Raw genomic sequence first — 22,986 nt, forward strand, 5'->3', positions numbered from 1 at the left:
AGACGCCGACCGCCCAGGTTGACCGACCGATCCCGGATCTCGAAATCCACCACAACTCCCCAACTGGGGTGTTGCGACGACCACTAGAACCCAAGGTGCTGCGCGGGGGCCTTCTCCGGATCCGGTCGGGGTCAGCCCCGGGTGGAGCGGACGCCCAGGAGGACGTCCTCCCAGGACGGCACGATCGGGTGGTTCTTCTTGCCTCGCTTGGGCGGTGGGTCCTTGCGGGGCGGTTGCTGCTTGGCGCCTGCCGCCGGCTGTTGCGGCGCGGGGGCCGCCGGCGCGGGCTCCTCGGCCACCGGTGCGGGCTCCGGCGTCGGCTGGGGCTCCTGGACCGGGGGCGGAGGGGGCGTTGGCGCCGGTTCCTCGCGGACGAGGATCTCCGGTTCCTGCTGCTTCTCCAGCTCCAGGGCCTGGCGGGCCAGCTGGGTCACCGGCCGGACCGTGCGCAGCGTGCGGTTGGGGTTCGGGTCCATGAGCTCCATGGCCCCGTCGTCCAGCGCGGTCACCGTGCCGCCCTGGGCGCCCGGGTGGAAGGCCCAGTGCGCCAGGTTGTCGGACCTGCCGGCGGTCCAGTGCAGCTGCACGACCCAGCGGCCGTCCTCGCCACGCCACGAGTCCCAGCTGACGTCGGCGTACTCCTGGCCGCGCAGGCCGAAGGAGTGCGCGACGACCTCGCCGAGGGTCTGCACGTCCGGGCCGTCCTCGCGGACGGGGTGGGCGCGCTGGGCCAGGTCGGCGGTGCGGGAGCGCTCGAGGAGGACGGGGTAGGCGTAGCGCTCGACCCGGTGCGCGGGCAGGCCGGCCGCCGCCGCCACCTGGGCGACGGACTCACCGGCGCGGATGCGCGCCTGGATCTCGCGCGGGCGCATCTGGCTCTCGACCTCGATCTCGATCTGGCCGAGCCGGGTGAGGTCGCCGCGTGCCGCCGCGCGCAGCCGTTCGTCGGCGGGGAGCACGAAGCGCTCGCCGCGATCCGGGTCCTCGAGGATGACGGACTTGCCGTCGTCTTCGAGCCCGATGACTCGCAACGCTCGCATCATGGCCTCCCGGATGGCTCACCTCGCCGAGTACTCACGTTAATGCGGCGCGCCGCCTTGACGGGGGAGACTCGCCGTGTTCGCCGATATCTTCGTGTGATCTTGCCGTATGTCGGCGGCCCGCGCACCTCCGTTAGCACAAGGTTCACCTCGCCGGCGGTGGGTGCGGCTTCCCGAAGTGCCTGGTCATGGCTGTGGGGGCCGCCCCGGATGGGACGACCCCCACAGGTGGGTCCGGGTCAGAGCTTGGAGACGACCCAGTCGACGGCCTTCGTCAGCGTGCTCACGTCGGTCGGCTCGACGGCCGGGAACATGGCGACGCGGAGCTGGTTGCGGCCCAGCTTGCGGTACGGCTCGACGTCCACGATGCCGTTCGCGCGCAGGACCTTGGCCACCACGGAGGCGTCCACCGAGTCGTCGAAGTCGACGGTGCCGACGACCTGGGACCGGTGGGCCGGGTCGGCCACGTACGGCGTCGTGTAGGAGGTCGACTCGGCCCACGTGTACAGCCGCGAGGACGAGTCGGCGGTGCGGTCGACGGCCCACTTGAGGCCGCCGTTGCTCAGGATCCACTCGATCTGGTCGTTGAGCAGGAACAACGTGGCCAGGGACGGCGTGTTGTAGGTCTGGTCCTTGGTGGAGTTGTCCAGGGCCGTGGTCAGCGAGAGGAACTCCGGCACCCAGCGGCCCGACTTGCCGATCTCGGCGACGCGCTCCAGGGCGGCCGGCGACATCAGGGAGATCCACAGGCCGCCGTCGGAGGCGAAGCACTTCTGCGGCGCGAAGTAGTAGACGTCGAAGTCCGCCGGGTCGACCGGCAGGCCGCCCGCGCCGGAGGTGGCGTCGATGGCGATCAGGGCGCCGTCGGAGCCCGCGGGGCGGGAGACGGGCACCGCGACGCCGGTCGAGGTCTCGTTGTGCGCCCAGCCGACGAGGTCGGCGCCCTCGGCGTAGGCGATCTCGGGCGCGCTGCCCGGGTCGGCCTTGACCACGATCGAGTCGCCCAGGAACGGCGCGTCGGAGGTGACCTTGGCGAACTTCGAGGAGAACTCGCCGTAGGTGAAGTGCTGGGCCCGCTCGCGCACCAGGCCGAACGCGGCGGCGTCCCAGAACGCGGTGGTGCCGCCGTTGCCGAGGACGACCTCGTAGCCCTCGGGCAGCGAGAACAGCTCGCGCAGGCCGGCGCGGACCGAGCCGACCAGGGACTTCACCGGCTTCTGCCGGTGGGAGGTGCCCATCAGCGCGGCGCCCTCGGCCGCGAGCGCCGCCAGGGCCTCGGGACGGACCTTGGAGGGCCCGCACCCGAACCGGCCGTCGGACGGCAGCAGTTCGGGGGGCAGGACCAACGAGGTCGGGTCGGCGGTCTGGGTCATCGCGAAGCCTCCGGTCACGGGGAGGGGGTCGGCACGACCGGCGCCGTTGCCGGGAGCCCTAAGTGTTGCAGCCGGGTGGCCGGGCGGTGACAGCCGGGTGTCCCGGGTCACGCCACGCGGGGTGGAAACCCCCAGTTCCGGTGGGCCGGGTCAGGCGATCTCGGCCCAGCCCTCGACCTCGGAGGGCTTGCGGGGGCCGGGGCCCACGTACTTCGCGGACGGGCGGACGAGGCGGCCCGTGCGCTTCTGCTCCAGGATGTGCGCCGACCAGCCAGCGGTGCGGGCGCAGGTGAACATCGCGGGCATCATGTGCGGCGGGACCTGGGCGAAGTCGAGGATCACCGCCGCCCAGAACTCGACGTTGGTCTCGATGGCGCGGTCCGGGCGGCGTTCGCGCAGCTCGGCCAGGGCGGCCTGTTCGAGGGCGTTCGCGGCCTCGTAGCGGGTGGCGCCCAGCTCCCGGCACGTCCGCCGCAGCACGCGGGCGCGGGGGTCCTCCGCGCGGTAGACGCGGTGGCCGAAGCCCATGAGGCGCTCGCCCCGGTCGAGGATGCCCTTGACGTAGCCCTCGGCGTCGCCGGTGCGCTCGACCTCTTCGATCATGGGCAGCACGCGGGCGGGCGCGCCGCCGTGCAGGGGGCCGGACATGGCGCCGATGGCGCCGGACATGGACGCGGCGACGTCCGCGCCGGTGGAGGCGATGACGCGGGCGGTGAACGTGGAGGCGTTCAGGCCGTGCTCGGCGGCCGACACCCAGTAGGCGTCCAGCGCCTTGACGTGCGCGGGGTCGGGCTCGCCGCGCCAGCGGGTGAGGAAGCGCTCGGTGATCGTCGTGCACTCGTCGATGCGGTGCTGCGGCACGGCGGGCCGGCCGATGCCCCGCGCGGACTGCGCCGCGTACGACAGGGCCATGACCGAGGCGCGGGCCAGCTGCTCGCGCGCCCGCTCGTCGGTGATGTCCAGCAGCGGCTCGTAGCCCCAGATCGGGGCGACCATGGCCAGCGCGGCCTGCACGTCCACCCGCACGTCGCCGGTGTGCACGGGGATCGGGAACGGCTCGGCGGGCGGCAGCCCGGGCCCGAAGCGGCCGTCGACCAGCAGCGCCCACACGTTGCCGAAGGTCACGTGGCCGGCCAGGTCCTCGATGTCCACGCCGCGGTAGCGCAGCGCGCCACCGTCGCGATCCGGTTCGGCGATCTCGGTGCGGAAGGCGACCACGCCCTCGAGACCCGGCCGGAATCCGTCGTCCTCGGTCTGCACCACGCTGTGCGCTCCTTCTCGGCGGAAGTAAAGAGTTGGAGAAACCTTGCTCCCCTTCCGACCTGCGGGCAATCGCGGGTGCGCGTGTCGTCGGTCACGATCAAGGAACCGATTCAGAAGACGGGTGATCGTTAACGCCTTGTTTCGGTTCGGCGGTGGGCGGTGTTTCCCGTGGTAGACCACCGGCCATGCACCTGACACCGCACGAGCGGGACAAGCTGCTGGTCCACGTGGCGGCGGACGTCGCGCGCCGGAGGCTCGAACGCGGGGTGGTCCTGAACTACCCGGAAGCGGTCGCGCTCATCACCGAGCACGTGCTCGAAGGCGCCCGCGACGGCCGGACGGTCAGCGAGCTGATGGACAGCGGCAGGCACGTGCTGAGCCGGGAGCAGGTTCTGGAGGGCGTCCCGGAGATGATCGAGTCCGTGCAGGTCGAGGCGACCTTCCCGGACGGCACCAAGCTCGTGACCGTGCATGACCCGATCGTGTGAGGAGCAGCCCGTGGTCCCTGGCGAGATCGTCACCGGCGACGAGCCGGTCGAGCTGAACCCCGGTCGGCCGCGCACCACGCTCGTCGTGGTCAACGCGGCGGACCGCCCGGTGCAGGTCGGGTCGCACTACCACTTCGCGGCGGTCAACCCCGGCCTGGAGTTCGACCGGGAGGCCGCGTGGGGCAAGCGGCTGGACGTGCCGGCGGGCACGGCGGTGCGGTTCGAGCCGGGTGTCGAGCGCGAGGTCGTGCTGGTGCCGCTGGCCGGTGCGCGGCGCGTGCCCGGGCTGCGGCCGGAGTGGGCCGGGGAGCTGGACGCCGGCGAGCCTGGCGCACGGGAGTCGGACGCCGGGGAGTCGGACCGGTGACCGGGATCAGCCGCCGCCGCTACGCGGAACTGCTGGGGCCGACGGTCGGCGACCGGATCCGGCTCGCCGACACCGACATCTTCATCGAGGTGACCGAGGACCGGTCGAGGGGCCCGCGCGGCTCGGGCGACGAGGTGATCTTCGGCGGCGGGAAGGTGATCCGCGAGTCGATGGGCCAGGGCGTGGCCACCCGCGCGGAGGGCGCGCCGGACCTCGTCATCACGGGCGCCGTCGTGCTCGACCACTGGGGCGTGGTGAAGGCCGACGTCGGGGTCAGGGACGGCCGGATCGTCGGCATCGGCAAGGCGGGCAACCCCGACACCATGGACGGCGTGGACCCGGCGCTGGTCATCGGACCGTCCACCGAGGTGCTCTCGGGCAACGGGAAGGTGCTCACCGCCGGCGGCATCGACTGCCACGTCCACTTCATCACGCCGGGGATCGTGGACGTGGCCGTCGCCTCGGGGCTGACCACGTTGATCGGTGGCGGCACGGGCCCGGCGGAGGGCACGAAGGCCACGACGGTGACGCCCGGCGCGTGGAACCTGGGCCGGATGCTCGTCTCGCTGGACCACCTGCCGGTGAACGTGCTGCTGCTCGGCAAGGGCAACACGACCCGCGAGGACGCGCTGCGCGAGCAGCTGGCCGGCGGTGCGGGCGGGTTCAAGCTGCACGAGGACTGGGGGACGACGCCGGCGGCGATCGACGCCTGCCTGAGGGTCGCCGACGAGTCCGGGGTGCAGGTGGCGATCCACACGGACACGTTGAACGAGGCCGGGTTCGTGGAGTCGACGCTGGCCGCCATCGCGGGCCGGTCGATCAACGCCTACCACTCCGAGGGCGCGGGCGGCGGGCACGCGCCGGACATCATCCAGGTGGTGTCCGAGCCGAACGTGCTGCCGTCCTCGACCAACCCCACGCGCCCGCACACGGTGAACACGCTGGAAGAGCACCTGGACATGCTGATGGTGTGCCACCACCTCAACCGGTCCGTGCCCGAGGACCTGGCGTTCGCGGAGAGCCGCATCCGGCCGACCACGATCGCGGCCGAGGACGTGCTGCACGACCTGGGCGCGATCTCGATGATCAGCTCGGACTCGCAGGCGATGGGCCGGGTCGGCGAGGTCATCATCCGGACGTGGCAGACCGCGCACGTGATGCACGGGCGGTTCGGCGAGCTGGCGGACAACCTGCGCGCCCGGCGGTACGTGGCCAAGTACACGATCAACCCGGCCATCGCGCACGGCATCGACCACGAGGTCGGGTCGGTGGAGGTGGGCAAGCTGGCCGACCTGGTGCTGTGGGAGCCGAAGTTCTTCGGCGTGCGGCCGTCCGTGGTGCTGAAGGGCGGGTTCATCGCGCACGCGGCGATGGGCGACGCGAACGCGTCCATCCCGACCCCGCAGCCGGTCTTCGCCCGGCCGATGTTCGGCGCCCACTCGGCGGCGCGCGGCAGCGTGCACTTCGTGTCGCGGCAAGCGGTCGACGCGGACCTGGCGGACGTGCTGCGGTTGGCGCGGCCGTTGGTGGCGGTGGGGAACACGCGTGGCGTCACCAAGGCCGACATGGTGCTCAACGACGCGATGCCGTCGGTGAAGGTGGACCCGGACAGCTTCGCCGTGCGGATCGACGGCGAGCTGGTGGAGCCCGCGCCGGTGGCGGAGCTGCCGATGGCCCAGCGCTACTTCCTGTTCTGATGAACCTCGCGGCGCTGATGATCGCGGACTCCCGGTTCCCGGGCGGCGGCCACGTGCACTCGGGCGGGCTGGAGGAGGCCGTCGCGCGGCGGTTGGTGACCGACGAGGCGTCGTTGGCGTCGTTCCTGATCGGGCGGCTGCGGACGGCGGGCGCGTTGGGCGCGGTGTTCGCGTCCGCCGCGTGCCGCGGGCGTTATGCGGAGCTGGACGCCGAACTCGACGCCCGCACGCCGTCGCCCGCCCAGCGCAACGCCTCACGCGTGCAGGGGCGCGGCATCGCGCGTGCGGCCCGGCGGGCGTGGCCGACGGCGGCGTTGGCCGAGCTGCTGCGGGTCACGCCGAGGCCGCACCACCCCGTCATCGTCGGCGTGCTCGTCGGCGAGCCGTTCGAGGCGGCGCAGACCGTGGCCTACCACGCGGTGACGGGTCCGGCGACGGGCGCGATCCGGCTGCTCGGCCTCGACCCGTTCGGCGTGAACGCGGTGCTGGCCCGGTTGGCGCCCGAGATCGACGCGATCGCCGCGACGGCCGCCGGGCACGCCGACACCCCGCCCGCGGACCTGCCCGCCCCGAGCGCGCCCGGCCTGGACCTGCTGGCCGAAGCCCATGACCGCCACCACACGGAAGAGGTGCGTCTCTTTGTCAGCTGACCACGTGCACCCGGTGAACTTCGACCCCACCGACGCGGGCCACGACCCGCACCACCCGCACGACCACGGGCACCGGGCCGTGCGCCTCGGCATCGGCGGGCCGGTCGGCAGCGGCAAGACCGCGCTGACCGCGGCGCTGTGCCGGGCGCTGGGCGACAGCGTGAACCTCGCCGTGGTGACGAACGACATCTACACCACCGAGGACGCCGACTTCCTGCGCGCGGCCGGCGTGCTGGACGTCGAGCGGATCGAGGCCGTGCAGACGGGCGCGTGCCCGCACACGGCGATCCGCGACGACATCACGGCCAACCTGGACGCCGTGGAGCTGCTGGAGCAGCGGATCCACGGCCTGGAGCTGGTGATCATCGAGAGCGGCGGCGACAACCTGACCGCGGTGTTCAGCCGCGGCCTGGTCGACCGGCAGGTCTTCGTGGTGGACGTGGCGGGCGGCGACAAGGTGCCGCGCAAGGGCGGCCCCGGCGTGACCACCGCGGACCTGCTGGTGATCAACAAGACGGACCTCGCGCCGCTGGTGGGCGCCGACCTCGGTGTCATGACGGCCGACGCCCACCGGATGCGCGGCGGGCTACCGGTGATCGCGCAGTCCCTTGTGGACACACCGGACGCTCCCGCGGTGGCCGACTGGGTGCGCGCTCAGCTCCGCACGCTCGCGGCGGTCAGTTGATCGCCGAACGGGCTGACGTCGCCCGCGCAGCCGTGCTGGTCGGTCATCGGCAGGTACAGCGGCACGGTCTCGTCCGGCGGGAACACGCGCACGCCCCACACGGGCGTCTTGCGGCACACGTCCGGGTCGAAGTTGTCGACCTGGGCGAAGCCGACGTCCGAGCGGACCGCCGTGCCGTGCGGCAGGGTGAGCAGCGGACCGCGGTCGCCGACGCGCACGGCGGCGGCGCCGACCCGGTCGCCGTCGGCGTCCACATAGGACACACCTGGGAAGCCCCGCAGCACGCACGTGCGCAGCCCCCGGTTGGTGAACACGACCTCCCGGTACACGGTGCCCGCCGCGCCTCCCACGCGGCCGAACCCGATGGTCAGGTCCGCCGAGCGGCACGTCGAGACCTCGGCTCGCTGTGCGACCGCGGTTCCCCCGGTTCCGCCGATAACCACCATTGCCGCGATGACAGCGGCTGTTGCGACAACTCTCCTCATCACGATCTCCCCCGAGATCCGCGGGTGGCGGTTCCACCCGACCTGGTGACGTGTCGGGGGTCACAGGGGTTGCTCCGGTGAGGGCGCGGGCTCACCTGGTCGTGGCACGCGACCCGAACGGGCGAACCGTCGTGCGCGGGATGCGGTCGATGGCGCCGCTGCGCCTGGTGCCGCGTCGCGGCGCCGACGAGGTGGCGCTCGTGCACCTGGTCAGCGCGGTTACGGCCCCGTTGGGCGGTGACGACCTGGAATTGCGGGTGACGGTCGAGGAGGGCGCGTCGCTGGAGCTGCGCGGCGTGGCCGCGACGCTGGCGCTGCCCGGTCGGCACGGGGGCGGCAGCCGCGCGCTGGTCGACGTGGAGCTGGCCGACGGCGCGTCGTTGGCGTACCTGCCGGAGCCGACGGTCGTCACCGCGCGTGCGTGCCACGAGTCCGTGTTCCGCGCGCGGATGGGGGAAGGAGCTCGGCTGCGCGCGCGGGACGTGGTCGTGCTGGGTCGGTCGAACGAGCGGCCGGGCTCGCTCACCACGACGCTCGACGTCCGGCGGAACGGGCCGCTGATCAAGCAGACGTCTCGATTGGGAACGCCCGAAGTGGACGCGAGCCCGGCCGGTCTGGCGGGCCGCCGGGTGTTCGGCACCGAGCTGCTGTGCTGGGGCGACGACCTGCCGGGAGCGGTCTCGGAGCAGTGGTGGTCGCTCGTTCCGCTGGCACGCGGTGGAAGTCTGGGCACCGCCGTGGCCGACGACGCCGTGACCGTCGAACGCGCGCTCGACCAGGCACGGGCCAGGCATCCCGGATCGAGCGACGTTCTGACTCGATCTCGTACTCGATTCCGAGGCGAGGGTCACACCGAAAGTCACGGATCGGGTGGCGGTCATCACCGTGCGGGCGGTTTCGCCTCGGGCGGGAAAGCCGTACGGTCGCTGGACCGCTAGGCGCCACAAGTGCCTTGGCCAGGACGAACTACGCTCCGGGAGGTCGGGATGTCGGAGACGACGAACATCGCGTTGCCGTCGATGCGGGTGTCCTACGAACAAGGCTCGCTCACGGAGAGCGACCTCGCGGCGAGTTGGCACGAGCAGTTGCAGCTGTGGCTGGACCAGGCGGCGGGCGCGGGCCTGCCGGAGCCGAACGCGATGGTGTTGGCGACCTCGGACACCGAGGGCCGCCCGTCCTCGCGGACCGTGCTGGCCAAGGGCCTCGACGAGCGCGGCCTGGTGTTCTTCACCAACTACACGTCGACGAAGAGCCACGACCTGATGGCCACCCGGTACGCGTCGGCCACGTTCCCGTGGTTCGCGATGCAGCGGCAGGCGCACGTGCGCGGCACCGTGGAGAAGGTCGGGCCCGCCGAGACCGCGAGCTACTGGGAGAGCCGCCCGCGCGGCTCGCAGCTGGGCGCCTGGGCCTCGCCGCAGTCCCGCGTCGTCAGCGGGCGCTCCACTCTGGAGAGCGCGCTGAACAAGGTCGAGCGGCAGTTCGCCGACGCCGACCGGGTACCCGTGCCGCCGCACTGGGGCGGCTGGCGCATCCGGCCCGAAGAGGTCGAGTTCTGGCAGGGCCGCCGCGACCGGATGCACGACCGCCTCCGCTTCCGCCTCGGCCGCGACGGCTGGGAAGTGCAGCGGGTCGCCCCCTAGCGGCGGCGCAACAGGATGACGTGATCGGCCTCCGCCACCACTCGATGGGTGGCGGAGGCCTTTTTCACGAGTCGGTCCTCCTCGTCGGGCGTGGTCGGCCAGTGCGACGGGCGGGACACGACCAGCCACTCGGCGTCGGCCGGGAACAAGGACACCCGGCACCGGCCGGTGAGGTGCGGTGCGAGGCGGTTCGACGCGGCGACGTGGGCGTCGTCCGGGATCATCGCCAGGACTCCGGCGGCCGTCGCGCGCCGGCCCTCGTCCCACGTCGGCTGGTGCGGGGGTCGCAGGAGCAGGGCGAGCGTGAACGCGGCCGTGACCGTCGCGCAGATCCAGACCCGGCGCGGGTTCGCGGTCAGGAACGCGAGGAAGACCACGGGCATCAGCACGGCGCTGTAGTGGTGCTCGATGCCCCAGTACGCCGGGTTGCCGGAGGCGAACCGCCACGCCAGCGTGGGCAGCGCGATCACGAGCAGCGGCGACCGGGCGGCGAGGAAGCCGGTAGGCGCGAGCAGCGCGACCGCGGTGAGCAGGCGCAGCCAACCCAGGCCGCCGGTCTCCGCCGTCCGCACCCAGTACGGGTAGCCGCCCGCCGGGTTCACCGCGGGCAGCACCGCGAGCACGACCACGGCGGACGCCGCGACCCCGAACGCCGCCACCGCCCAGCCACGCCGGACCCCGCGCCACACCAGGTAGAGGCCGATCGCCGCGACCGTCAGGCCGAGGTCCTCCTTGACCAGGACGAGCGGCAGGGCCCAGGTGACCGCCGGGCGCCACCGCTCGCGGGCCAGGGCCTCCAGCGAGAACGCCAGCAGGGGCACGGCGAAGGCCACCTCGTGGAAGTCGAACGCCACGGTGTTGTGCAGGCCCCACGACAGCCCGTACGCCACGCCGACGACGACGCCGCGCCGACCGAGCCGGTCCACCGCGAACCTCGTCACCGGGATCGCCGACACGGCCAGCAGCACGGCTTGCGCGACCAGCAACGTCTCCGCGCGCGGGACCACCGCGTAGAACGGGGCGAGCAGGGCGAGGACCGGGTGGAAGTGGTCGCCGAGGAGTGGGAAGCCCGGGCCTTTCAGGTCGGCCGTCGGCCACCGCCCGGCGGCGTAGGAGCGCACCGCCTGCTCGAAGATGCCCAGGTCGAACCCGGTGGTCTGGAACGAGTGGTGCCGCGCGAGCGCGTAGCCGGAGTAGAGGACGGCCAGGCCGAGCGCGACGGCGTACGCCGGTCGGACGGTGGTCCGCGTTCGGGTGGTGGTCCGCGGTCGGGTGTCGAGCACGGCGGCAGCGTCGGGCGAGCACGCTGAACCGGAGCTGAAGCCGCCTGAAGGACCCTTCAGGCAAGGGGCAGCCGGACCGCCATCACCGTGCCCCGGTCGCTGTCCTCGACCTCGACCGTGCCGCCGTGGGCGCGCACGCCCTCGCGCACGATGGCCAGCCCGAGGCCCGCGCCGCCCTCGTCCCGCGCACGGCCCTCGTCCAGCCGCACGAACGGCTCGAAGACCCGTTCGCGGTCGGCTCCGGGGATGCCCGGCCCGTCGTCCGCGACGCGCAGCACGGCCGTGTCGCCCTCCACCGTCACGGTGACGGTGACCTGCGAGGACGCGTGCCGTTCGGCGTTGCCGAGGAGGTTGCGCAGGATCCGTTCCAGCTGCGGCCGGTCGCCGATGACCTCGACCGGTCCGGGCACGCCGGCCAGCTCCGCCAGGTCCACCCGGTGGCGATCGAGGGGTCCTTCGAGGCGGGCCAGGGACAGCAGGTCGGTGACGACGGCCTGCATCCGGTCGAGGTCCAGCACGGTGTTCTCGGCGGTGCGCCGCCAGTCGACCCGGTCGGGGTGGGCGAGCAGCACTTCGAGCTGGGTGCGGGCCGAGGCGAGCGGCGTGCGCAACTCGTGCGACGCGTCGGACGTGAACCGCCGTTGCCGGTCGAGCGCGGCGTTGAGCCGGACGAACGTGTCGCCGGTGGTGGTCGCGAGCCACGCCAGCACACCGATCAGCAGCGCGGTGGCCGGGACCAACGTCCGCAGCAGGTCCCGGACACCCTCCACGGCGGTCCGGTCGGCGTTGCCGATCGGCGCGGCCACGCGGACGTCGTAGAGCTCGGTGGTGACCGTGGCGACGTGGACCTCCATGACGTCGCCGTCGCGCCACAGGTCGGGCGCGACGCAGTCGTGCCGGTCGGGGTCCACGCGGACCTGGGTGGTGTGCCGCCTCAGCACCCGTGATGGGCCTGACAGGCTGCCGAGGTTGATCGGGGGCTCCGTCGGCGGGCAGCTCGCGACCACCTCGTGGTCCCGGTCGACCACCTCGAACGGCCCGAGGGCGGTGCCCATCGACCGCACCGCCGCGAGGTCGCCAGTGGTCACGAGCAGCTTCGCCAGCCGGTGGGCGCCCTCGTCCGCGCGTGCTCGGGCGGCGTCGACGATCTGCTGCTCGACCTGCAGTTCCATCTGCTCGACCAGCCACGCCGCGCCGGCGGCCAGCAGCGCGCCGGAGACGACGGCGGCGGCGACCGCGATCCGGATCCTGTCGATGGGCGGCCACGCGGTCGGGGACCTAGCCACCGGCGACCACGTACCCCGCGCCGCGGACCGTGCGGATGACGTCACGGCCCAGCTTGCGCCTGATCGAGCTGACGTAGACCTCGACCAGGTTCGGGTCCGGGGTGGCCGCGAAGTCCCACAACCCCTCCAGCAGCTCGGCCTTGCTCACCACCTCGCCCGGCCGCGACAGCAGGAACGACAGGACGCTGAACTCCTTGACCGACAACGGCACCAGCGCGCCGCGCGACCGGCACTCCCGCCTGCCCAGGTCCAGCTCGACGTCGCCGACCCGCAGCACGCTCGGCCGGGACGACCCGCCGCGCCGGATCAGCGCCCGCAACCGGGCCAGGAACACGACGTAGGAGAACGGCTTGGAGAGGAAGTCGTCGGCGCCGGTGTCCAGCGCCTCGGCCTCGTCCAGCTCACCGTCCTTGGCGGTGAGCATGAGGATCGGAGTCGAGTCGCCGGCCGTGCGCAGCCGGCGGCAGACGCGGTAGCCGTTCAGGCCGGGCAGCAGGATGTCCAGCACGATCGCGGAGTAGGCGTGCCGGGACGCCATCCACAACCCGTCCGTCCCGCTGAACGCGAGGTCGACCGCGTACCCCTCGGCCTCCAGCCCGGCCTTCAGGGACTCGGCCAACCGGACCTCGTCCTCGACCACGAGCAGTCGCACACCCGGCACCTTACGGACAGCCGCTCCCCTTTCCGCTACTCGACCGTGGCCATTCGTGTGTAGCAGGTGGTCAGCGACCGACACACTCGACATTCTTTGGAGAGCCACCCGCGCGCAGGAGGAACCATGAGCGTTGAGCCGGGCCCGAGCGACAACAGGTCGGAGGTCACCGGGTCGGCGGGCAACGTGTTCCAGGCGCGGGACGTGAGCGGTGGAGTGCACTTCCACCAGTCCGCGTCGGAGATGAGTCGGGTACCTCAGCAACTCCCCGGTGACATCCGCGGATTCGTCAACCGGTCGAGTGAGCTGGGGATGCTCGGCGACCTGTTGGCGCTCCGCGGCGACGACCGCGACGCGGTGGCGGCGGTGGTGGTCGCCGGCACGGCGGGTGTCGGCAAGACGTCGCTGGCCGTTCGCTGGGCGCACCGCGCACGTCACCAGTTCCCCGACGGCCAGTTGTACGTGAACCTCAGGGGCTACGACCCTGGTGAGCCGGTAACACCGGACCAGGCGCTCGACCGCTTCCTGCGCGTGCTGGAAGTGCGCCCCGACGCGATCCCGACCGACCTCGAAGCAAAAGCCGCGATGTACCGCTCGCTGTTGGCCGGCCGGCGCATATTGATCCTGCTGGACAACGCCGCTACGGTCGCCCAAGTCCGTCCGCTGTTGCCCGGCACGGCGGAGAGCCTGGTCGTGGTGACCAGTCGCAGTCGGCTATCCGGCCTGACTTCCCGCAACGGTGCCCGCAGGCTGACTCTCGAATTGTTGCCCGAAGCCGAGGCAGTCGAGCTGATCCGCTCGGTCACGACCGACTACCGCACCGACGACGACCGCGAGGAGATCGCCGAACTCGCCAGGTTGTGCGCCCGGTTGCCGCTGGCGCTGAGGATCGCCGCGGAACGAGCCGCCAGCAGACCGCACATGCCGTTGAACAGCCTCATCCAGGATCTTCGCGACGAATCCGGGCTGTGGGACGCATTGTCCACCGGGGACGACGACGAAGCGGGCGCAGTCCGCACCGTTTTCGCGTGGTCTTACCGTGCCCTGCCTGAGGCCGCCGCGCGGCTCTTCCGACTGCTCGGCCTGCATCCTGGAGCTGATTTCGGCGTACAGGCGGTCGCGGCCCTGGCCGACGTGCCGATCGCCGACGCGCGACGGCGGCTGGACGCCCTCATCGGCGCCCACCTGCTGGAGCAGACAGCGCCTGATCGCTACCAGTTCCACGATCTGTTGCGCGCCTACGCGACTGATCAGGTCAACACAGCCGAGTCGCTGGATGTTCGCCAAGCGTGCTTGCGGCGGCTGGTGCTGTGGTATCTGCACACCGCCGAGGCGGCCAACGCGGTCATGCACACGCACAGCCGGCGACTGCCGCTCGATCCGCTGGAATCGACCGCAGCCGTTCTCTCCTTCGTCGATCACGACGAGGCTGTCAGGTGGTACGAGAGCGAGTACGACAACCTGCTGGCCGCGACCAACGCGGCAGTGCGAGCGGGGATGGATCGGCTGGCGTGGCAGCTGCCGGTCGTCTTCAAGGCATACGGTTCGGCGAACAGTTCGATGGGCGAGAACGAGCGCGGGATGGACGTGGCGCTCGCCGCTGCTCGACGTGCGGAGGATAAGGCTGGCGAAGCAGCGGTCCTGTCCGCTCTCGGAGGTATCGCGATCCGACGGCAACGCCCCCTCGAGGCGATTGAACGACACGAAGCCGCCCTTGCCATCCGGCGCCAACGGGGCGATCGGCAGGGCGAAGCAGTTTCTCTCGCCAACCTCGGGATCGCGCACCTCGCCCAGCGTCGGTTCGACAGAGCTGCCGAGGTCTTCCGACAGGTCGGCGTCATCTACCGGGAAATCGGTGAACATCAGCGCATGGCGATCCCGCTCTACAACCTGGCTGACGCCCACATCGGTCAAGGGCGTTTCGCGGAGGCCGCTTCCGTCGCCGAGGAAGCCGTGGCCATCGGGCGGGAACTCCGCGATCGCTACGGAGAATCGATCGCTCTAATCGTCCTCGCCAGAGCACAATCCGCCATGGGGGAGTTCCGTCGTGCCCTGGACTCGATCGAAACCGCGCTGGACATCGTCCGAACGTTGAAGAATTTCCTGTTGGAGGGTTACGTCCTGTTGGAACTGGGGAAGATCCAAGGGTCTGTAGGTGATACCGCCAGTGCGTTGGAGTCGTACCAGCGGGCGGTGACCATCCATCGGTCCCTGGGAGATCGCGGCCGCGAGGCTCAAGCCCTCGATGGGACCGGAGAGGTCTACCAGGCACTGGCGCGCCACGAGGAGGCGGTGGACTTCCACCGACGTGCCGTGGCGGTCTTCCGGGAGATCGGTGACACGTGGCAATTGGGCTTGGCTCTGTGCCACTTGGGCGAGGCGCTGAATCTGAGTGACTCAAGAGCGGAAGCTGTCGCGGTTCGAGAAGAGTCGCTGAGTTGTCTCGCGGGGTTCTCGGACGAGTTCACGGTGGCGCTCAGGGAGAAGGTCGAAGCGGCTTTGGGTCGGTAGCTCCGTGGATCGGAATCCGATCGGGCGAGTCGGTCTCACCACTCGGTGCACAGGCACCTTCACCTGCACCCGACACGCGACGGACCGCGATCGTCCGCGCAGCGTTGTGCAGGGATTCGAGAGAACGCTTCCGGACGTCGCCGAGTGACGCGGACCTGGCCAGGGTGCACGGCCAGACCTCGCCGTCCGCGCCGATCGCGAGTCGGTCCCAGCCGCATCGTCCGCACAGCTGGGCGACCTCCGGGCGGCCGTACGCTCCGGCCCGGCCGATCCGGCGCACGCGGTGGACGGTGATCTCGGATACTCCGAGTCCGGCGAGTTCGATGCGGGTCTGCCGGGTCCGCCGCCCGTGATGCCCTTCGATGATCGCGACGCGGATGGGTATGCCCCGGCGGACCGCCTGCGTGATGTTGGAGCGCGTCTGGGCATGGCTGCCCGTCCGGCCGGTGATCGACTCGTGTTCCATGGCGCGGTCCGAGTAGTAGGACGTGGCAAGCGCGACCCCGTTGCGTTCGAACAGCCGCCATAGGTCGTCGCGGATGCGCACCAGGTTGCTGTAGACCTCGACCGCCAGGTCACGGGACAGCGCGTGGTCGACGAGCCGGGCGAACGCGGGATGCGTGGTCGGCTCGCCGCCGATGAACTGAACCTCCTCCACGCCGTGGTCGGCGGCTTGGTCGATCACCCGTGACCAATCGTCGGTGGTCATGGTGCCGCTCGTGCCCAAAGGCGACGAGTCGGCGTAACAGTGCGTGCAGCGGAGTTGGCAACGACCGGTCAACTCGAGCGACAGCCAGCGCAACACGGCCCCACCCCCACTGTTGTCCTCTCAGCGTCGACACTGCCCAGCGTGCTGAGAAGCCCCAAACGAGTGATGGGTGTTCGAGGTCTCGGTGAAGGAGTTGTTAGTTGCCGTACGCTAACGACCGTGCGGAGAGTGCTGGGGAAGATCGCCATCGACACCCGACCGCTGAGGATCGTGGCGTTCCGGCGGTTGTGGCTCTCGACGATCGTCACGGCCGTCGGCAGCCAGTTGACCGCGGTGGCGGTGCCCAAGCAGGTGTACGACCTCACCGGGTCGTCGGGCTGGGTGGGCGTGGCGGCCGGGGTGGCCCTGGTGCCGTTGTTGGTCTTCGGGCTGTACGGCGGCGCGATCGCGGACGTGGTGGACCGGCGCAAGCTGCTCGTCGTCACGAACACGGGTGTCGCGGTGACGTCCGTGCTGCTGTGGGCGCAGGCCGCGCTGTACGTGGACTCGGTCTGGCTCGTGATCACCCTCCTCGGGCTGCAGCAGGTGTTCTTCGCCGTGAACGCCCCCGCCCGCACCGCCTCCGTCGCCCGGCTGGTGCCCGCCGAGCAGATCCCGGCCGCCACGGCGTTGAGCTCGACGGTGATGATGTTCGGCGGCGTGTTCGGTCCCATGCTGGCGGGCGCGTTGATGCCGGTCGTCGGCCTGTCGACGTTGTACCTGGTCGACGCGGTCGCGCTGACGCTGACGATCTGGGCGGTCTGGAAGCTGCCGCCGCTGCCGCCGTTGAGCGGCACGTCGCGGCGCGCCGGGCTGCGGGACGTGGTCGACGGGTTCCGCTACCTGGCCGTGCAGAAGATCCTGCTCGCGAGCTTCCTGCTGGACATCATCGCGATGGTGTTCGGCATGCCGCGGGCGCTGTTCCCGGAGATGGCCGAGAACACGTTCGGCGACCCGGCGGGTGGCGGGTTGGCGCTGGGGCTGCTGTTCGCCGCCATCCCGTTGGGCGCGATGCTGTGCGGCCTCACGTCCGGCTGGACGTCACGCGTGACCCGGCACGGCATGGGTGTCGTGCTCGCGGTCGTGGCGTGGGGCGTGGCGATGATCGGGTTCGGCCTGTCGAACGCCCTGTGGCTCGCGGTGGTGTTCCTGGCGATCGGCGGCGCGGCGGACATGATCAGCATGGTGTTCCGCAGCGCGATCCTGCAGTCGGCGGCCACGGACGAGATGCGCGGCCGGATGCAGGGCGTGTTCATCGTGGTGGTGGCGGGCGGTCCCCGGTTGGCGGACCTGCTGCACGGGACGACGGGGGCCATGATCGGTCCCGGCAACGCCACCGCGTCGGGCGGGGTCCTGGTGGTGGTGGCGACGGTGCTGGCGGTGCTGGCGATCCCGGCGATCAGGCGCTACCGGTTCGCCCCGGCGGACGTCGCCACCGGGGGCGTCGCTGCCGGGGACGCCGCCAAGTGAACCGCTGACCGCGGTCAGACCGGGGTTCGCGGAGCCTGGCCCGGGTCGCCGTGCCGTACCCGCGCCGCGCGCACCCTCAGGCGGTCCAGCAGCAGTATGGCCGGGGTCGCCGTGATGCCGTGCAGCACGATCGAGCCGATGACCACCAGGCCGACCACTCGCCAGATCGCGTCCTGGTCGGCGAAATCCCCGGACTGGAGCGCGTAGGCGACGTAGAAGAGCGATCCGACGCCGCGCACCCCGAAGAACGAGATGACGGCCCGCTCACGGGGCCCCGTCTTGCCCCGAGCCAGCCCGACCAGGCCGGCCACCGGTCGCACCACCAGCAGGAAGACCAGTGCCACCAGCACCTCCCGCCACCCGGTGCCGGCCAGCAGGCCGGTGACCGCCGCGCCGCCCAGCAGGAAGATGATCAGCACCGTGAGCATCCGCTCGACCTGCTCGACGTACTGGTGCAGGACGCGGTGGTAGCCGTGGGACCGCTCGCCGGCCCTGATCGCGCAGGCGCAGACGAAGACCGCGACGAAGCCGTACCCCTCGGCCAGCTCGGTGAGGCCGTAGGCCAGGAACGTGGCGGCCAGCGCGACGAAGCCCTCCGCGTGCTCCGCCAGCCGGAAATCCTTCGACGGCGCGGCGAAGAACAGCTTGCGCAACCCCCACCCGGTGAGCAGGCCGACGAGCAGCGCGCACGCCAGTCGCCACAGCACGTCCACGGCGAGCCACTGCGGCAGCCAGGCGCCCGGCGCGGCGCCGACGACGCTGATGGCCACGGCGGCGTAGGTGAACGGGAACGCCAGCCCGTCGTTCAGCCCCGCCTCGGACGTCAGCGCGAAGCGCGCCTCGTCCTCCTCCTCGCCCGGGTCGTCGGGGTTCTCCGCGGGCTCGGCGACCTGCACCTCGCTCGCGAGCACGGGGTCGGTGGGCGCCAGCACCGCCGCCAGCAGCACCGACGAGGCCAGGCCCAGGCCGAGCGCGCTCCACCCGAGCGCGCCGACGGCCAGCATCGACAAGGGCATCGTGATGCCGAGCAGCCGCCAGGTCGTCGACCACCGGCGCAGGCCGACCGGCCGGTTGAGCGCCAGGCCCGCGCCCATCAGCGAGATGATCACGCACAGCTCGGTGAGGTGCACCGTGAGCGTGCCGTGCTCGGTCGGATCGGGATCGGGCAGCGGGTCGATGACCGTGAACGCGAGCGCGCCCGCGGCCAGGAAGACCATCGGCATGGAGGCTGGCGCCCGTCCCAGGACCCGCGGCAGCACCGCGGCCAGGAGGGTCGCGACGCCGACACTGGCGTAGACCACCGCAGTCGGACCCAACGGGTGAGTTCCTCTCGTCGGCGCGTGGTTCTCCCGGTCGAGCGTGTCCCCGGTCGAGCGGGTTTCGCGGTCGAGCGGGTCGAGTACTCAGCCAGTTACCCGCATCGGGTGGCGCCAACCCCTGTGCGTGTTGGGGATGCGCGCCCGCGCGTGCGTCCACGGTCTCCGGGGCATCCCTAGATGACGCCCCTGAACTGCGGAAATGCTGAGAACGCCCTCAGTCCTCGCCGGTTAGCGTCCCCCGGCACGAGAGCTGCCGTGCACACCAGGTTCGGTCCGCCGGAGGTGGTCCGGGTCGTGGAGTCGGCCGTGCCCGTTCCCGGGAAGGACGACGTGCTGATCGAGGTGCGCGCGACGACGGTGACGTCGGCGGAGTGCGCGATGCGGCGGGGTGAGCCGCGGTGGGGACGGGTGGTCAACGGCGCGTCCGGCAGCATCGGCACGTGCGCGGTGCAGCCGGCCAAGCTGTTCGGCGCGTGCGACGTCGTGTTCGGCATGTCGGTGCGCAAGAACGCCGGGTTGCTCGTCGTCAAGGAGATGACGGAGGACGGGCGGCTGCGGGTCGTGGTGGACCGGACCTACCCGTTGGAGCGCATCGCCGAGGCCCACCGGTACGTCGACTCCGGGCACAAGCGGGGCAACGTGGTGATCAGCGTGGTGGACTAGCCGGGTGATCACCTACGACCGCCGGGCGTTCGTGCAGGCGTTCCTCGACGCCCACCCGGACGCCAAGCAGGGCTACTACGCGAGCAACGCCTTCAACGCCGCGCTGCGCGAGCACCGGTTGCGGGTCCTGGACGGGTTGCAGCGGCTGTTCGGGCTCACGCTGGAGCACGACCGGGTGCCGCGTGATCAAGCCGCGCTGTTCATGCTGTTCCGCACCACGGCGTCGTCGTACGTCAAGATCACCGCGCCGGGTGAGGGGATGGCGGAGGCCGGGCTGCTCTACCGGCAGTTGGCGGGCACCCCGGCGCAGCGGCACGTCCTCGACGGCCTGCACCGGATCGCCGCGTGCAACGACCGGTCGCGCGACGCCCACCTGGACGTGCTGGAGTCGCTGGTCGAGGTGTTCCTCGGCGATCGCGCGGGCACGACCGTGACGTCGGCGGACCTGGCCGCCATCGGGGTGGACGACACGGCCGGCCCGAACAGCTCCGACTTCGACCTGTGGGAGGACTACTGAGCCCGCAGGAACCGCGCCCACGACGCGGCGGGGAAGGTGACGGTGGGAGCGGGGTTCTTCGAGTCCCGGGCCGCCACCCGGGTTGCCGCCAGTGTCGCCGCCTGTGCCGGGAGGTGCGCCACCTCCACGCAGTTGGCGCTGCTGTTGCTGCGGGAGCTCTTACGCCACAGGGTCATTCGCCCATCGTTTCACGCAAGTCCCTTGAGGTGATCCAGCGTCTCCTCCTCGGTGTAGGCCGAACGCCGCAGTGCGGCCCACGTCGCCTCGAACACCTCGATCTGGTCCTCCTCGTCGATGAACAGGCTCGCGACCTTGTTCTCCAGCAGCACCAGGCTCGGCTCGTCGTCGTACTCCAGGATCACGAACGGTCCGTTGAGGCCGCCGTGCAGTTCTGCATCGGTCGGCATGACCCGCACGGTGACGTTGGGCCTTTCCCCGGCGTCGATGAGATGCCGGATCTGGCGGCGGTGCGCCCCCGGGTCGTGGAATGGGCGCTCCAGAACGCTCTGCTCGATGATCACGCTCAACTTGAGCGGAGTGTTGCGGCTGAGCAACCCCTGGCGCGCCATTCGACTGGTCGCGAGGGCATCCACCTGGGCCTCGGTGAGCCCTTGTCCGGTCGCTGCGATAATCGACCGCGCGTACTCCGGTGTTTGCAGCAGGCCTGGGATCATCAAGGGCTCGTAGTTGAGCAGTGAACTTGCTTCGTCCTCGAAGTCGGCCCAGGTCTGCCAGTCCTCGGGCAGGTTTTGGTTGTTCATGCGCAACAGGCCGCGTTGTTCGGCGTGCCGGGCGAGGTCGAGGAGTTCGACGCGTTGTTTGCGCGCAACCTTGTAGCAGTCGAGCAGCTTTTCCAGGTCGTCCAGGTAGACGCCGATCTCCGACGACTCGATGCGGCTGATCTTGCTCGCGGACATGCCCACCGCCTCGCCGACGGCGTCCATGCTGAGGCCGGCGGTGGTGCGGAGTTTGCGGAGGACGTGCGCGAGTCGGCGGGAGCGGGCGGATGTTCCAGCGCGGCGTGCCATGCGATCAAGTTAGGGGGGTTGCAAATTGCATCGCAAGGAAAGTCACTCGATCGAGTTATTGCCGAAAATAAGGCAAGGCTGCAAATGTTGCGGCATGGAGCCGATCATCAAGGTGACGTCGCCGAAGCGCGAGTGGTTGTTGCGGTGCTACTCCGAGGACGAGGACGTGATGGCGCTGGAGGTCCAGGACGGCGGGATCGACGTCTTCCTGCCGTCGGGGGTGGACGGCGTCCGACTCGAAGCGGCGCAGATCGCGGCGTTCCGGGAGGCGCTCGACGAGGCCATCGCGCAGGCCGAAGCCGATCTGCGGGCGGCCGCCCGGCCCTGAACATCAAGACTTGCCCAAGGTGTGCCGATTCGACTATCCCGGTCCAGTGTGATCCGGCACACTCACTCGGCATGGCGGAAGCGACGAGCGCACCGGAGCAACCGGAACTGAAACGGGCCATCGGCCCGAAGCTGCTGCTGTTCTTCGTGGTCGGTGACATCCTCGGCACCGGCATCTACGCCCTCACGGGCAACGTCGCGGGCAAGATCGGCGGCGCGCTGTGGCTGCCCTTCCTGATCGCGTTCGTGGTGGCGTTCCTGACCGCGTTCAGCTACCTCGAACTCGTCGGCAAGTACCCCAAGGCGGCCGGCGCGGCGCTGTACACCAACCGCGCGTTCAAGATCCAGTTCCTCACCTTCATGGTGGCGTTCGCGGTGATGAGCTCGGGCATCACGTCGGCGTCGTCGGCCGCGCTCGCGTTCGGGCGCACGTACCTCCAATCCGTCATCAAGGAGTTCTTCTCCGACACGTTCACCGTGTCGGCGACGCTGGTCGCGATCCTGTTCATCGTCGGCCTGGCGCTGATCAACTTCCGGGGCGTCTCGGAGTCGGTCAAGGCGAACGTCGTCCTGACCTGCATCGAGCTGTCCGGCCTGGTGATCATCATCGCGATCGGCATCTACGCGGTGCTGGCGGGCGACGGCGACGCGAGCCGGTTGACGCAGGTCGACCCGGCGCCCGACCAGAGCGCGCTCGTCGCGATCACGTCCGCCACCGCGCTGGCGTTCTTCGCGATGGTCGGGTTCGAGGACTCGGTGAACATGGCCGAGGAGACGCAGAACCCGACCCGGATCTTCCCGCGCGCGATGCTGTGGGGCATGGTGATCGCGGCGCTGATCTACGTGCTGGTCGCGATCACGTCGTCGCTGCTCATCCCGGCCGACGAGCTGTCGAAGGCAGGCTCCTCGGCGCTGCTGCGGGTCGTGCAGGTCGGCGCGCCGGGCTTCCCGCTGTGGATCTTCGCGCTGATCGGCCTGTTCGCGGTCATCAACTCGGCGCTGATCAACATGCTGATGGCCAGCCGGTTGGTCTACGGCATGGCGAACGAGCGGATCATCCCGAAGGTGTTCGGCACCGTCCACCCGTTCCGCCGCACGCCGTGGATCTCGATCGTCTTCACGTCGGGGGTCGCGATCATCCTGGTGTCGACCACGGACATCGCCAAGCTCGGCGGCACGACGGCGTTGCTGCTGCTGGTCGTCTTCACCATCGTCAACGTCGCGGTGCTGGTGCTGCGCAAGGAGAAGGTCGACCACAAGCACTTCCGCGCGCCCACGTGGGTGCCGGTGCTCGGCGCGATCACGTGCGCGTACCTGGCGAGCCCGCTGTCGGGCCGCGCGTCGGCGGACTACGAGATCGCGCTGTACCTGCTCGCGGCCGGCGTCGTCCTCTGGCTCATCAACCGCCTGGTGCACGGCAAGGTGACGTTCGACCCGGAGAAGCTGTCCAAGTGACCCGTCGACGGTGGTGGGGCGCGTGCTGCGGCCCAC

24 protein-coding genes are annotated in these 22,986 nt (G+C 71.0%); 13 read left to right on the forward strand and 11 right to left on the reverse strand.

Translation table 11 applies throughout. The annotated features are described in order from the left end of the window. Positions 1-131: 131 nt before the first annotated feature. The 3 genes from sepH to ABTZ99_RS29890 all read right to left on the reverse strand — a co-directional run bounded on the left by sepH (position 132) and on the right by ABTZ99_RS29890 (position 3,676). Positions 132-1,040: a septation protein SepH gene (gene sepH, locus ABTZ99_RS29880; RefSeq protein WP_499615914.1), complete on the reverse strand. Its 909-nt coding sequence runs from the start codon at positions 1,038-1,040 to the stop codon at positions 132-134. 239 nt (positions 1,041-1,279) lie between these two features. Then, on the reverse strand, positions 1,280-2,413 hold the full coding sequence (gene serC, locus ABTZ99_RS29885) for a phosphoserine transaminase (RefSeq protein WP_498777875.1): 1,134 nt from the start codon (positions 2,411-2,413) through the stop codon (positions 1,280-1,282). Positions 2,414-2,563: 150 nt separating this feature from the next. Next, positions 2,564-3,676 carry a citrate synthase 2 gene (locus ABTZ99_RS29890; protein ID WP_498777556.1) on the reverse strand — a complete coding sequence of 371 codons (1,113 nt, stop codon included), beginning with the start codon at positions 3,674-3,676 and terminating at the stop codon, positions 2,564-2,566. A gap of 185 nt (positions 3,677-3,861) precedes the next feature. Here ABTZ99_RS29890 and ABTZ99_RS29895 point away from each other — a divergent pair, with 185 nt between their 5' ends. Genes ABTZ99_RS29895 through ureG form a run of 5 tightly spaced genes read left to right on the forward strand, consistent with a single transcriptional unit; the run spans position 3,862 to position 7,563 of the window. Then, positions 3,862-4,164 (forward strand): urease subunit gamma, encoded by a 303-nt coding sequence (locus ABTZ99_RS29895; RefSeq protein ID WP_498777554.1) that lies wholly within the window; start codon positions 3,862-3,864, stop codon positions 4,162-4,164. A gap of 10 nt (positions 4,165-4,174) precedes the next feature. After that, complete coding sequence (locus ABTZ99_RS29900; protein WP_498777552.1) at positions 4,175-4,531, forward strand: urease subunit beta; 357 nt, start codon at positions 4,175-4,177, stop codon at positions 4,529-4,531. After that, on the forward strand, positions 4,528-6,228 hold the full coding sequence (locus ABTZ99_RS29905) for an urease subunit alpha (protein WP_499615918.1): 1,701 nt from the start codon (positions 4,528-4,530) through the stop codon (positions 6,226-6,228). The genes ABTZ99_RS29900 and ABTZ99_RS29905 overlap by 4 nt, the downstream gene beginning before the upstream one ends. Then, positions 6,228-6,878 carry an urease accessory protein UreF gene (locus tag ABTZ99_RS29910; protein ID WP_499615920.1) on the forward strand — a complete coding sequence of 217 codons (651 nt, stop codon included), beginning with the start codon at positions 6,228-6,230 and terminating at the stop codon, positions 6,876-6,878. The genes ABTZ99_RS29905 and ABTZ99_RS29910 overlap by 1 nt, the downstream gene beginning before the upstream one ends. 4 nt (positions 6,879-6,882) lie before the next feature. Beyond that, positions 6,883-7,563: an urease accessory protein UreG gene (gene ureG, locus ABTZ99_RS29915; protein ID WP_499615999.1), complete on the forward strand. Its 681-nt coding sequence runs from the start codon at positions 6,883-6,885 to the stop codon at positions 7,561-7,563. Here the strand turns inward: ureG and ABTZ99_RS29920 are convergent. Next, the gene (locus ABTZ99_RS29920) at positions 7,533-8,009 is read right to left on the reverse strand and encodes a DUF4232 domain-containing protein (protein ID WP_499615923.1); all 477 of its coding nucleotides are present in this window, start codon (positions 8,007-8,009) and stop codon (positions 7,533-7,535) included. The two genes, ureG and ABTZ99_RS29920, sit on opposite strands and share 31 nt — an antisense overlap. A 116-nt stretch (positions 8,010-8,125) precedes the next feature. Between ABTZ99_RS29920 and ABTZ99_RS29925 the strand changes: the two genes are divergently transcribed. Further along, a complete protein-coding gene (locus ABTZ99_RS29925) occupies positions 8,126-8,986 on the forward strand; it encodes an urease accessory protein UreD (protein ID WP_498777543.1) in 861 nt (286 codons plus the stop codon). Positions 8,987-9,034: 48 nt separating this feature from the next. Continuing rightward, complete coding sequence (gene pdxH / locus ABTZ99_RS29930; protein WP_498777541.1) at positions 9,035-9,691, forward strand: pyridoxamine 5'-phosphate oxidase; 657 nt, start codon at positions 9,035-9,037, stop codon at positions 9,689-9,691. Here the strand turns inward: pdxH and ABTZ99_RS29935 are convergent. The 3 genes from ABTZ99_RS29935 to ABTZ99_RS29945 are packed head-to-tail and all read right to left on the reverse strand — an operon-like array spanning position 9,688 to position 12,912. Beyond that, complete coding sequence (locus ABTZ99_RS29935) at positions 9,688-10,974, reverse strand: DUF2079 domain-containing protein (protein WP_498777539.1); 1,287 nt, start codon at positions 10,972-10,974, stop codon at positions 9,688-9,690. The genes pdxH and ABTZ99_RS29935 overlap by 4 nt on opposite strands. A 56-nt stretch (positions 10,975-11,030) precedes the next feature. After that, entirely contained in the window at positions 11,031-12,260 is a 1,230-nt protein-coding gene (locus ABTZ99_RS29940; protein WP_499615927.1) for a sensor histidine kinase, read from the reverse strand. After that, on the reverse strand, positions 12,253-12,912 hold the full coding sequence (locus tag ABTZ99_RS29945) for a response regulator transcription factor (protein ID WP_499615929.1): 660 nt from the start codon (positions 12,910-12,912) through the stop codon (positions 12,253-12,255). The genes ABTZ99_RS29940 and ABTZ99_RS29945 overlap by 8 nt, the downstream gene beginning before the upstream one ends. A 126-nt stretch (positions 12,913-13,038) precedes the next feature. Here ABTZ99_RS29945 and ABTZ99_RS29950 point away from each other — a divergent pair, with 126 nt between their 5' ends. Beyond that, a complete protein-coding gene (locus ABTZ99_RS29950) occupies positions 13,039-15,423 on the forward strand; it encodes an ATP-binding protein (protein ID WP_498777533.1) in 2,385 nt (794 codons plus the stop codon). On the opposite strand, the gene ABTZ99_RS29955 is transcribed toward ABTZ99_RS29950, so the two are convergent. Next, positions 15,389-16,228, reverse strand: coding sequence for a radical SAM/SPASM domain-containing protein (locus tag ABTZ99_RS29955; protein ID WP_498777531.1), 840 nt, complete (start codon positions 16,226-16,228; stop codon positions 15,389-15,391). The genes ABTZ99_RS29950 and ABTZ99_RS29955 overlap by 35 nt on opposite strands. Positions 16,229-16,297: 69 nt before the next feature. Between ABTZ99_RS29955 and ABTZ99_RS29960 the strand changes: the two genes are divergently transcribed. Beyond that, positions 16,298-17,641: an MFS transporter gene (locus ABTZ99_RS29960; RefSeq protein ID WP_499616002.1), complete on the forward strand. Its 1,344-nt coding sequence runs from the start codon at positions 16,298-16,300 to the stop codon at positions 17,639-17,641. Positions 17,642-17,655: 14 nt separating this feature from the next. On the opposite strand, the gene ABTZ99_RS29965 is transcribed toward ABTZ99_RS29960, so the two are convergent. Then, positions 17,656-18,957 (reverse strand): cation:proton antiporter, encoded by a 1,302-nt coding sequence (locus ABTZ99_RS29965; RefSeq protein ID WP_498777529.1) that lies wholly within the window; start codon positions 18,955-18,957, stop codon positions 17,656-17,658. A 258-nt stretch (positions 18,958-19,215) separates the two neighbouring features. On the opposite strand from ABTZ99_RS29965, the gene ABTZ99_RS29970 reads away from it, so the two are divergent. Together ABTZ99_RS29970 and ABTZ99_RS29975 are read left to right on the forward strand one after the other, a co-directional pair. Then, positions 19,216-19,623 (forward strand): zinc-binding dehydrogenase, encoded by a 408-nt coding sequence (locus ABTZ99_RS29970; RefSeq protein WP_499615931.1) that lies wholly within the window; start codon positions 19,216-19,218, stop codon positions 19,621-19,623. A gap of 4 nt (positions 19,624-19,627) precedes the next feature. Beyond that, a complete protein-coding gene (locus ABTZ99_RS29975) occupies positions 19,628-20,140 on the forward strand; it encodes a hypothetical protein (protein WP_498784893.1) in 513 nt (170 codons plus the stop codon). Here ABTZ99_RS29975 and ABTZ99_RS29980 read toward each other — a convergent pair. Further along, the gene (locus tag ABTZ99_RS29980) at positions 20,134-20,316 is read right to left on the reverse strand and encodes a DUF397 domain-containing protein (protein WP_499615933.1); all 183 of its coding nucleotides are present in this window, start codon (positions 20,314-20,316) and stop codon (positions 20,134-20,136) included. The two genes, ABTZ99_RS29975 and ABTZ99_RS29980, sit on opposite strands and share 7 nt — an antisense overlap. 12 nt (positions 20,317-20,328) lie before the next feature. Continuing rightward, complete coding sequence (locus tag ABTZ99_RS29985) at positions 20,329-21,168, reverse strand: helix-turn-helix domain-containing protein (RefSeq protein WP_499615936.1); 840 nt, start codon at positions 21,166-21,168, stop codon at positions 20,329-20,331. Between the two features lie 94 nt (positions 21,169-21,262). On the opposite strand from ABTZ99_RS29985, the gene ABTZ99_RS29990 reads away from it, so the two are divergent. Both ABTZ99_RS29990 and ABTZ99_RS29995 read left to right on the forward strand, forming a co-directional pair. After that, positions 21,263-21,496, forward strand: coding sequence for a hypothetical protein (locus ABTZ99_RS29990; RefSeq protein WP_499615938.1), 234 nt, complete (start codon positions 21,263-21,265; stop codon positions 21,494-21,496). Positions 21,497-21,567: 71 nt separating this feature from the next. Then, positions 21,568-22,950, forward strand: coding sequence for an APC family permease (locus ABTZ99_RS29995; RefSeq protein ID WP_498784901.1), 1,383 nt, complete (start codon positions 21,568-21,570; stop codon positions 22,948-22,950). Positions 22,951-22,986 lie beyond the last annotated feature (36 nt).

Origin of the sequence: Actinosynnema sp. NPDC002837 (assembly GCF_040295345.1) — a bacterium.
Lineage (GTDB): Bacteria > Actinomycetota > Actinomycetes > Mycobacteriales > Pseudonocardiaceae > Actinosynnema.